Consider the following 9929-nt stretch of genomic DNA (forward strand, 5'->3'; position numbering starts at 1 on the left):
GCCGCCGCGATCGAGGCCGAGGTCGTCACGGCCGGCGTGATCACGAACCGGAAGGGCGTGAACCTGCCCGGAACGCTGCTCGACCTGTCGCCGCTGACGGAAAAGGACCGCGCGGACCTCGCCTTCGGGCTGGAACTCGGCGTCGACTGGGTGGCGCTCTCCTTCGTGCAGAAGCCCTCCGACGTGATCGAGGCACGCGGCCTGATCGGCGACCGGGCCGGCATCATGACCAAGGTCGAGAAGCCGCAGGCGCTGGAGCGGATCGAGGACATCATTCGCCTATCGGACGCCGTCATGGTGGCGCGCGGCGATCTCGGCGTCGAGATCCCGCACGAGGACGTGCCGGGCCGCCAGAAGGAGCTGATCCGCGCCTGCCGCCTCGCCGTGAAGCCGGTCGTAGTGGCGACCCAGATGCTCGACTCGATGGTGGCCGCTCCGACGCCGACCCGGGCCGAGGCCTCGGACGTGGCGACCGCGATCTATGACGGGGCGGACGCCGTGATGCTGTCGGCCGAGTCGGCGACAGGCCACTATCCCGTCGAGGCGGTGGCGATGATGGACCGCATCATCCGCTCCGTCGAGGGACACAAGCTCTACCGCTCGATCATCGCGGCCCTGGAGCCCGGTGAGGAGGAGACGCCGCCCCACGCCGTCGCGACCGCCACCGCCGCGCTCGCGGAGGCCGTGCGCGCGCGCGCGATCGTCACCTATACGGCGAGCGGCACCACGGCAGCCCGGGTCGCCCGCAAGCGCCCGGCCGTGCCGATCCTGGCCCTCACCCCCAATATCGATACCTCCCGTCGCCTCAGCCTGCTCTGGGGTGCCCACAGCGTCCGCACCGACGATGTCGATTCCTACGAGGAGATGACGGTCGACGCTTGTCGCCATGCGCAGGCCCAAGGTTTCGCGCGCCATGCCGATCTCGTCGTCGTGACGGCCGGCATTCCGTTCCACACCACCGGAAACACCAACAACATCCGTCTCATCCAGATTTGACCTCCGCCACGGAACCGTGCGCTCGTGGCGAGGTCGACCAGCGACCGCCGGACGGGCCCGGTCCACCGTCACGGCGCGGAAGTCGTGGCCTTCCGACGACCGTCGGGTGACGCTGCGAAAGCCGCCCGGCTGTCCTCGGAGCGGCGTTCCGCGCAAGCGACGATCAGGACGGCGAGACTGACGGCAACGGCATCCTCGGTGAGCCCCCTGGCCCGGCCGACGATCGTACGCGCGTCCGGTCCGCGGGCGGCCCGGCCGAGGAGCGTGCCGGCCACCGCCCCTGCGACGCCGGCCAGGGCACCGTACTCGGGTGACGCGCGGCGCCCCGTCAGAGCCCAACCTCCGACCGCGCCGATGACGAGCCGGAAGGCGAAGGAGGGCACGATGCGACGGTCGGGGGCGAAGGGCATCTTGTCGCCCGCCATCTCGGCGAGGGCCGTCGCGGTCGCCACGGCACGTGCGCCGGGCCCTGCCGGGACGGGCACGTCCCGCGTTCGCCCCTGTGATGCCGCCCAGACCAGGGCGGCACAGGCGGACAGGCTTCGCATTCCGGCCACGAAGCCGATCCCGAACGAAGCTCGATACCCCCGCATATGCTCGGCCCTTCGCGCGCCCGCGTCCTATGCTGAGGCCAAGATGGCGAGGGCGGCCGGTGTTCCGGTGAGGTCGAGCGCGACCATCGACCGAGCCGTCTCGAGGCGTCGCGCTGGAGGAGGAGCGGATCGGCCCGCTTGCCCTGGAATGCGGCACTGAGATCCGGGATGTTCGAAGGTGAGGCAGACCTTGGTCAGGGCCGGGCCGCCCTTCTCGGATCGTGTCGCAGGCTCGCGCATCGGGGCCGGGTCAGCCGGGGGCCGTCGCAGGGCCGGCCGCGGCGCGGCCGGGCGTACCGATCAGGCCGGCCATCGTCGCCCGCAGCGCCGCGACCTCATCCGCCGAGTAGGCAAGGCCGAGCTTGGACCGGCGCCAGAGCACGTCCTCGACGGTGCGCGCCCATTCCCGCTCGATCATCCAGCGCAGCTCGCCCGCGTGGAGGCCGTGGCCGAGATCGGACCCGAGATCCTCGGCGATGCGCAACGCATCCGTCCCGTAGGCCGCCACGAGGCGCTCGACTGTGGAGGCCGCGAGATGAGGCGCCGCGCGCGCGAGGCGTGCTTCGAGTCCGGCCACCCCGTCCACCGGAAAGTCGCCGCCAGGAAGCGGGGCTGTGCCGGTCCAGGAGCGTCCCCGCGCTCCAAGGTGGCGGCCGATCTCCGCCAGGGCATCCTCGGCGAGCTTGCGGTAGGTCGTGATCTTGCCGCCGAATATATTGAGCACCGCCGCCTCGCCGGCCGCCGCCTCCGTCTTCAGAACATAGTCGCGCGTTGCCTCCTGCGCCGTGGAGGCGTGGTCGTCGAAGAGTGGGCGCACGCCCGAGAATGACCAGACGATATCCTCCCGGCGAAGTGGTTCGGCGAAGTACTCGCTCGCAGCGCGCAGCAGATATTCGGTCTCTTCCCCAGTAATCACCGCGTCGTCGGGATCACCGGAGAAGTCGCGGTCCGTGGTGCCGACGAGAGTGGTGCCGTTCGCGTAGGGAATGGCGAAGATGATGCGCCCGTCGGCGTTCTGGAAGATGAAGGCGCGGTCGTGGTCGTAGAGCTTGCGCACTACGATGTGCGATCCCTGCACGAGGCGCACGTGCCGCGCCTCATGCCGGCCGAGCGGTCCCTGGATCACCCGATCGACCCAGGGGCCGGCCGCGTTGACGAGGAAGCGCGCGGCGATCTCCTCCTCCCGACCGGATTCGAAATCCCGCCGGACGATGCGCCACAGGCCGCCCTCTCGCCGGGCCGAGACGATGCGGGTTCGTACCGCGATCTCGGCGCCCCGCGCCTGGGCGTCGCGCGCGTTGAGGACGACGAGGCGTGTATCGTCAACGCGCGCGTCGGAATACTCGAACCCGCGCCGGAACACGGGCTTCAGGGGCGCGCCGAGGGGACCGGAGAGGTCGACCGGGCGCGTGGCGGGCAGGCGCTTGCGGCCGCCGAGATGGTCGTAGAGGAACAGGCCGGCGCGCAGCAGCCAGGCCGGGCGGAGACCCGCGTGCAGCGGCAGGACGAAACGCAGCGGACGCACGATGTGGGGCGCGATGCCCCAGAGCACCTCGCGCTCGGCCAGCGCCTCGCGCACGAGGCGGAACTCGGAGTGTTCCAGATAGCGCAGGCCGCCGTGGATCAGCTTGGTCGACCAGGACGAGGTCCCGCTGCCGAGGTCGTTCTGCTCGGCCAGCGCGACGGAGTAGCCGCGGCCGGCCGCGTCCCGCGCGATGCCGCAGCCGTTTATCCCTCCGCCAATCACGGCGACGTCGAACGTTCGCATGGCCTCCATCTTTCGTGCTGCGGCGCTGAAGGGCAGCTGCGAAAGTGAGCGATTCAATTCGAAACAAAACGAAAGTCAACCGAAAGGGTGCTCAGCGCCCCGCTTCTACCAGACGGACGCCCGAGGCGCGGCAGAGATCGCGCAGGGCCTCGCTCGGACAACGGTCGGTCACGAACGTGCCGATCTGCCCGAGATGGGCGAGGCGCACCGGCGCACTGCGCTCGAATTTGGTCGAGTCCGCGACCAGCATGACGTGGCGCGCATTAGCGATGATCGCCTGCGCCACCCGGACCTCGCGATAGTCGAAATCGAGGAGCGATCCGTCCTCGTCGATCGCCGAGGCGCCGATGACCGCGAAATCGACCTTGAACTGGCGTATGAAGTCCACGGCCGCCTCTCCGACGATTCCCCCGTCCGCGCGCCGGATGAGGCCGCCCGCCACGACGCACTCGATCTCCGGGCTCGCGCGCAGGGCATGGGCGACGTTGAGATTGTTGGTGATCACCATCAGGCCGGAATGTCCGAGGAGGGCGCTGGCGACCGCCTCGGTCGTGGTACCGATGTTGATGAACAGAGAGGAGCGGTCCGGGATCAGGTCTGCTGCCGCGCGTGCGATCGCGGCCTTCTCGGCAGCCGCCATCGCGTGGCGCGCCTCGTAACCGAGGTTCTCGGCACCCGCTCCGAGCACCGCCCCGCCATGGATGCGTGAGAGGAGGCGCGCATCACACAGGTCGTTGAGATCCTTTCGGATGGTCTGAACGCTGACAGCGAAGCGACCGGACAAGGCCTCGACCAGGACGCGTCCCTCGCTGCGCGCGATGTCCAAGATCGCGTTCTGACGCTCCGAGAGCATGCTGTCCGACCTCCGCGTGGCACAAACGAAAGCTGTTCGGGTGCGAGCGTGCGGGCGATCTCGAAAAGCGAAGGCTCGTTCGAACCCGTCCGCACGCCTAGCGCATCCGGCCCGCGTAGGGAATGTCGGGGCACGGAAGGTGCACTTGCAGGCCCCTCGGATGCCGACGGACATCGGCTTGCCACGCGGGACCGGAGGCTCGACACGCGCCCGTGTCGGCGGCCGAGCAGTGTAACGTCCGCCGTTTCCTCCTGCGGTCGAGACACGGCGGACCGAACGCCTGAGCCCTGAGGCCGCGGTCCTGCCGCCTGGCACGGGATGCTCGGCCGCGGCTGGTGCCGTCCGGCGAACTTCGTTCTCACTCGGCGCCGGCAGCGACAAGCCACTCCACGAAAGCCGTAAGGGTCGATGTCTTGTCCGCATCGTTCGGCACCAGGGCCACGTAGCCGGGACGTGGAACCACGATCTCGGGAAAGGGTGCGACGAGGCGGCCCGCCGTAAGATCGAGGGACAGCACGGGCAGCGGCCCGATGCCGTAGCCGAGTCCGTCCGCCGTCGCCTGCAGCGCGACGAAGTAGTGGTCGAAGGTCCGCCTATTGCTCAGACCCCAGGGCAGACCGGCGGCGGCGAGCCAGTCGTCCCAGTCGCCCGGGCGAGTCTCGCTTGTCAGCAGCGTGCCGCCCGCGAGATCCGGCGGCGCGTGCAGGGGACGCTTGGCCAGCAGGGACGGGCTCACCACCAGCGTGTTGGCCTCCGCCAGGAAGGGGACCGCACGGTAGGCGCCCCAGGAATGGTGGGCGCCCGCGCCGATCCGCGGCTCGCGCCGCACCGCGAGGTCGAAGCCGCCGCGCAGAGCATTGTGCAGGGTCGTGGTCGTCGTGACGACCACCTCTGCCTCCGGCCGCGCCGCATGGAAGCTGTCCAGGCGCGGGATCAGCCAGCGCATCGCGAAGGTCGTGGGCGTGCTCACCCGCAGGGTGCGCGGCGCGAGGGGCCGGCCGCAGATCTCGGCCGCTGCATCGAGCCGGTCGAACGTGAGGCTGACGGCTTCCGCGAAGGCCCTGGCCGCCGGCGTCGGGACGACGCCCCGCCCGACACGCACGAAGAGGCGCTGGCCGAACCATGCCTCCAGCGCGGCGACCTGACGGCTGACGGCCCCGTGGGTCAGTCCGAGTTCGGCCGCCGCGGCGGCGTGGCTACCGGCACGGGCGGCGACCTCGAAGACGCGCAGGGCATGCAGGGGTGGAAGGCGGCGCATCGGATCCAACAGCGGGAACCCGTGAGATTAATGCACGGATACCGTGAGGCAAACCTCACTCATCGCGCAGCGCTCACGGGTGTAGCGCTCGGCCCCAAGACTTCACGCAGCACCGGACACGCGCTTCATGCCGACGACCGCTGGACGAACCGAGGGCCGGGCACTGGACCCGACGCAGCAGGTGGGCGGCATCACCGCCTCGCAGCCGACGCGCACGCTCACCGCGGCCTGCCTCAACCATGCGCTGCACGACGGCTACACGGACCTGATCTACGTGATGCTGCCGGTCTGGCAGGCGGAGTTCGGCCTCGGCTACGTCGCGCTCGCGTTGGTGCGCTCGCTCTATGTCGGCGCTCTGGCCGGCCTGCAGATGCCCGCCGCCGTGCTCGCCCGCGCGCTCGGCACACGCTCGGTACTGGTCCTCGGAACCGTCCTCAGTGCGGGCGGATACGCGCTCGCCGGTGCGTCGGGCGGTCTCATCGGATTGTGCACCGCCCTGGCGCTCGCCGGGGCGGGCAGCAGCACCCAGCACCCGCTCGCCTCCGCGGTGATCGCGCGGGCCTACGGGCGAGGCGCGCGCGGTCCGCTCGGCACCTACAACTTCGCCGGCGATCTCGGAAAGGCGGCGCTGCCACCGCTCGCCGGACTGCTTCTCACCGCCGCCGACTGGCGTTCCGTGCTCTGTCTCGTCGCCGGTCTCGGCCTTGTCGTCGCGATCGGCGTTGCCGGCTTGCTGCCGCGGGAGCCGGGCGCGCGCGACGCGATGAAGGCGCGCGCGCAAGCGTCGCCGCGCGGCGACGGCGCGGTGCCGCACCGGGCCGGCTTCGGGCTGCTCGTCGCGATCGGCATGCTCGACAACGCCGCACGACCGGCCTTTCTCATCTACCTGCCGTTCCTGTTGGTGGAGAAGGGGGCGGCCCTCTCCACGGTCGGCATCGCTTTCGCGCTCGTCGCTGTCGGCGGTGCGCTCGGCAAGGCAGCCTTCGGGCGGCTCGGGGAACGCTTCGGCGTGACACGCAGCGTGATCCTCACGGAAGCCGGCACGGCCGCGGCGATCCTGGTCGTCATCGTCCTCCCGCTCGGCCCCGCCCTCGTCGTGCTGCCGGGGCTCGGCCTGATGCTGAACGGCACGTCCTCCGTGCTGTACGGAACGGTGCCGGACCTCGCGCCGGGCGGGCGCGTCGAGCGGGCTTTCGCCATCTTCTACACCTGCACCCTGGGCGGCTCCGCCGTTGCGGCCCCTCTCCTCTACGGCCCGCTCGGCGACGCGGTCGGGCCGAGCTGGGCGGCGGCGGCCGCTGCGGCCACGGCCCTCGCCGTGGTCCCGCTCATGCTCGCTCTGGCGCCCCGGCTCGCTGCGCCGAGGCCCGCGTGACGCGCGGAGGCGACGACCCCGCATCAGCTCGCTCGTCCTCGCTGGCGTTCTGAGTGCGCCCCCCTGCACGCTGCGCTGGGTGGCGGACTCGTCTCGATCCGGGCCTACGCCATCGTCATCTGGGCCATGCGGTCCGTTGCGATGGGCGGCGGGTGGGGTGGAGTCGGCGCTGCGCGCGACCGGCATCGTCTACGCGGTCCTCATCGGACGGGTCTTACTCGGGGAGGAACTGAGCCTGCGCCGATCCGCGTCCTGCCTTGCCGTCGCGGTGGCCTGCCTGGCTCTGTGATCCCCTCTCGAGCGAGCCAACGGATCCGGAGGAGACATCGTGAGCTTTTGACTCGGCTGGTGCCAACGCGGTGCGGTTCGCGGTTTACTGAGCGGTGACCTTGCCTCAGTTCATACGCGAAGGCTCATCCGCGCGAGCCCGCCGGATCGGCTGCGGCCAGGGCAGCCTCGAGCTTTCGGACCTCCTCGCAGCCCGCGGGGTGGCACAGCAACCGCAGGAGCTTGAGGTTGTTGCGCGCCTTCTCGAGGTCGCCCGTCTCGATGAAGAGTTCGCCCTGGTATTCGAGCGCCGGTCGGTGCGTCGGATCGTAGAACAGCGCTTCCTTGTACCACCGCGCCGCCTCGTCGAAGCGCTTCAGCTTGCGCAGGCTAAAGCCCAGCAGGTTGTAGAGGTCTGCGTGCCTGACGGTTGCGGTCAGCGCGCCGAGCTCGGCGACAGCGGTCTCGAAGTCGCCGGCATAGATCCTGGCTCGCGCAACCGAGAGATCCGGCAGGTCGGTCGCCGGCGCCGTGTCGGCCGCGATGGCCCATCCGATCGTGGTCAGCAGGCACGCTGCGGGAAGGAGGGTCCGTAGGGCACACCTGGGGCGGTTCCCGATCGCGACGCACCCCGGAACGGCGTGGCCGTCGAGACGGAGCGCTCTAGGCCGCATGGCGGTTGCCGAATTCCGCGCCCATGGCACGCAGGATCCGGCGCTTGTGAGCCGCGAAGTCCGACCCCGCACGGTCGCGCTCGGTCCCGAGGTCGATCGTGACCCGCTCGACGACGCGGCCCGGCCTGGCGCCCATCACGACCACCGCGTCGCTCAGGAAGATCGCCTCGTCCACGTCGTGGGTGACGAGGATCATCGTGACGCGCTCGGTCCGCCAGATCCGCTGCAGCTCGCTCTGAAGCCGCAGGCGTGTCAGGGCGTCGAGGGCGCCCAACGGCTCGTCGAGGAGGAGGATCTCCGGGCGGGCGGCCAGGCCGCGGGCGATCGCGGCGCGCTGGGCCATGCCGCCTGAGAGCTGGTGCGGGAAGGCCCGCTCGAAGCCGCGCAGGCCGACCAGCGCGATCAGGTCGCGCACCGTCTCGGCCTTCTCCGCCGCCGACCAGCCCGCGTTCTCAAGGCTCAGCCCGATGTTGCGCTCGAGGGTCAGCCAGGGCAGCAGCCGGTGATCCTGGAACACGATGCCGCGGGAGAGCGCCGGGCCGGAGATCGGCGTCCCATCGACGAGGATCTCGCCGTCGTGATCCGCGTCGAGGCCGAGGATCAGGCGCAGCAGGGTGGACTTGCCGCAGCCCGAGGGTCCGACGAGCGATACGAACGAGCCCGGCGCGACGTCGATGTCGATGTGGGAGAGCACGGTCAGCGGCGGACGTCCCTCCTGGGGATAGGACTTGGAGACGTCGCGGATGTCGAGGCGGCCGGCGGGCATGGAGGCGATCCCTGTCTGGATGGTACGCGTCGGGCCTTTCAGCCCTCGAAGCCCTGCTTCCAGCGCAGCAGGCGGCGCTGCACGAGGGCCATGCCCCGGTCGATGGCGAAACCCACGAGGCCGATCACCACCATGCAGACCATCAGTTGGTCGGTCAGCAGCAGGCCCTGCGCGCGGAAGATCAGGAAGCCGAGCCCTTCGAGCCCGCTCAGTCCCTCGGCCACGACCACGAGCGCCCAGGCGAGGCCGGCAGCGTAGCGCAGCGAGACCAGGATGCTCGGCAGCGCGGAGGGCAGCACCACGCGGCGCACGAGCTGCCAGCGGGTCAGGGTGAGCGCCTGGGCCAGCTCGATATGGTTGCGGTCGACGTTGCGGATGCCCTGGAGCGTGTTGAGGAAGACGGGGAAGAACACGGATTTGGCGATCACCAGCACCTTGGCGGGCGCGCCGATCCCGAGCCACAGCACGATGAGCGGCAGCCACGCGATGCCGGGGATGTGGCGGATGGTGTCGAAGGTCGGGCCGAAGAAAGCCTCGACCCGCCGGGACAGGCCGGCGGCAATGCCGAGCAGGATGGCGGCCACCGAGCCGTAGAGGAAGGCCTGCCCCACGATGGTGATGCTAGCCAGAAAATCCTGCGCGAGGTTCTGTGCGGTCAGCATCTTCCAGAAGGCAGCGGCGACCTTCTGGGGCGCTGGCAGGAAGACGGGGTCGACCCAACGGAAGCTGGCGGAGGCCTCCCAGAGCACGAGGATCGCCAGCGGCAGGACGAGGCCCGTCAGGTTGACGTGCAGGCGCCGCCCGGTGCGCCGCGCACGCTGAGGCCGCGCGGGTGCCGCCGCGAAGCCCGCGCCCGCGATCGTGTTGGCTGTGTCGCTCATGGATGGGTCGGGTCTCGCCGTGTCCGGAAAACGGAAGCGCCCCGGTCGCCGCGCGGTGCCGCGATGGCTGCGACCGGGGCGGGCTCGTCAATTGTAGATCGAGTACTGGCCGCCCGCGAAGAAGCGCCCGTCGATGAAGGCGTCGACCTGCTCGTCCGAGAGCTTGCGCTCGGAGAGGATGTCGTCGCCATGCGCGATGTACCAGGCCTGGAACGCCTTGATGGCGTTGCGCGCCCGGTCGGCGTTCGGTTCACCGGCCATGAACTCCCACTCGCCCGCGTGGGTGATCTGGAACTTTGCGACCTCCACCGGCACGCGGGTCTCGCGGGCGACGATCTCGGCCGCCTCGTCCACGTGGTCGAAGGTCCATTCGCGGGTGCGCTCGCGGGCGGCCAGAAAGGCCTTGACCACCTCCGGATACTTGTTGGCGAAGTCCCGGCGGGCGAAGTAAGTCACGCGGCCCGCATTGTTGACGTAGACGCCGGCGCCTTCACGGGT

Annotated in this window: 9 protein-coding genes and 1 pseudogene; 2 read left to right on the top strand and 8 right to left on the bottom strand. The window is 70.4% G+C overall.

All coding sequences use genetic code 11. From position 1 onward, the window contains the following. Nucleotides 1–996 (top strand): pyruvate kinase (pyk, locus tag MFF54_RS25205; protein WP_238306942.1); only part of this gene is annotated, 996 nt, incomplete at its 5' end. Nucleotides 997–1064: 68 nt separating this feature from the next. Here the strand turns inward: pyk and MFF54_RS25210 are convergent. From MFF54_RS25210 to MFF54_RS25225, 4 genes are all read right to left on the bottom strand, one after another. Next, the gene (locus tag MFF54_RS25210) at nt 1065–1589 is read right to left on the bottom strand and encodes a hypothetical protein (protein ID WP_238306943.1); all 525 of its coding nucleotides are present in this window, start codon (nt 1587–1589) and stop codon (nt 1065–1067) included. Nucleotides 1590–1839: 250 nt separating this feature from the next. Further along, the gene (glpD, locus tag MFF54_RS25215; RefSeq protein ID WP_370880303.1) at nt 1840–3366 is read right to left on the bottom strand and encodes a glycerol-3-phosphate dehydrogenase; all 1527 of its coding nucleotides are present in this window, start codon (nt 3364–3366) and stop codon (nt 1840–1842) included. A gap of 82 nt (nt 3367–3448) precedes the next feature. Further along, on the bottom strand, nt 3449–4210 hold the full coding sequence (locus tag MFF54_RS25220) for a DeoR/GlpR family DNA-binding transcription regulator (RefSeq protein ID WP_238306945.1): 762 nt from the start codon (nt 4208–4210) through the stop codon (nt 3449–3451). 358 nt (nt 4211–4568) lie between these two features. Then, nucleotides 4569–5468 (bottom strand): LysR substrate-binding domain-containing protein, encoded by a 900-nt coding sequence (locus MFF54_RS25225; protein ID WP_238306946.1) that lies wholly within the window; start codon nt 5466–5468, stop codon nt 4569–4571. 127 nt (nt 5469–5595) lie between these two features. Between MFF54_RS25225 and MFF54_RS25230 the strand changes: the two genes are divergently transcribed. Beyond that, nucleotides 5596–6843 (top strand): MFS transporter, encoded by a 1248-nt coding sequence (locus MFF54_RS25230; protein WP_238306947.1) that lies wholly within the window; start codon nt 5596–5598, stop codon nt 6841–6843. A gap of 413 nt (nt 6844–7256) precedes the next feature. Here MFF54_RS25230 and MFF54_RS25235 read toward each other — a convergent pair whose 3' ends face one another. From MFF54_RS25235 to MFF54_RS25250, 4 genes and pseudogenes are all read right to left on the bottom strand, one after another. Beyond that, the gene (locus tag MFF54_RS25235; RefSeq protein ID WP_238306948.1) at nt 7257–7814 is read right to left on the bottom strand and encodes a tetratricopeptide repeat protein; all 558 of its coding nucleotides are present in this window, start codon (nt 7812–7814) and stop codon (nt 7257–7259) included. Further along, nucleotides 7774–8550, bottom strand: a complete 777-nt coding sequence (locus MFF54_RS25240) for an ABC transporter ATP-binding protein (RefSeq protein ID WP_238306949.1) — start codon at nt 8548–8550, stop codon at nt 7774–7776. Before MFF54_RS25240 ends, MFF54_RS25235 begins: the two co-directional genes overlap by 41 nt. Before the next feature lie 38 nt (nt 8551–8588). Continuing rightward, nucleotides 8589–9431: an ABC transporter permease gene (locus tag MFF54_RS25245; RefSeq protein WP_238306950.1), complete on the bottom strand. Its 843-nt coding sequence runs from the start codon at nt 9429–9431 to the stop codon at nt 8589–8591. Nucleotides 9432–9518: 87 nt separating this feature from the next. After that, a pseudogene (locus MFF54_RS25250) lies at nt 9519–9929 on the bottom strand (ABC transporter substrate-binding protein); the annotation flags it as partial.

The organism is Methylobacterium gregans (genome assembly GCF_022179245.1).
Taxonomy (GTDB): Bacteria; Pseudomonadota; Alphaproteobacteria; order Rhizobiales; family Beijerinckiaceae; genus Methylobacterium; species Methylobacterium gregans.

Bases quoted from the DNA above. Each gene is read 5' to 3' on its own strand.
- MFF54_RS25210 (WP_238306943.1), bottom strand. From the start codon at position 1,589: ATGCGGGGGTATCGAGCTTCGTTCGGGATCGGCTTCGTGGCCGGAATG.
- glpD (WP_370880303.1), bottom strand. From the start codon at position 3,366: ATGGAGGCCATGCGAACGTTCGACGTCGCCGTGATTGGCGGAGGGATA.
- MFF54_RS25220 (WP_238306945.1), bottom strand. From the start codon at position 4,210: ATGCTCTCGGAGCGTCAGAACGCGATCTTGGACATCGCGCGCAGCGAG.
- MFF54_RS25225 (WP_238306946.1), bottom strand. From the start codon at position 5,468: ATGCGCCGCCTTCCACCCCTGCATGCCCTGCGCGTCTTCGAGGTCGCC.
- MFF54_RS25230 (WP_238306947.1), top strand. From the start codon at position 5,596: ATGCCGACGACCGCTGGACGAACCGAGGGCCGGGCACTGGACCCGACG.
- MFF54_RS25240 (WP_238306949.1), bottom strand. From the start codon at position 8,550: ATGCCCGCCGGCCGCCTCGACATCCGCGACGTCTCCAAGTCCTATCCC.
- MFF54_RS25245 (WP_238306950.1), bottom strand. From the start codon at position 9,431: ATGAGCGACACAGCCAACACGATCGCGGGCGCGGGCTTCGCGGCGGCA.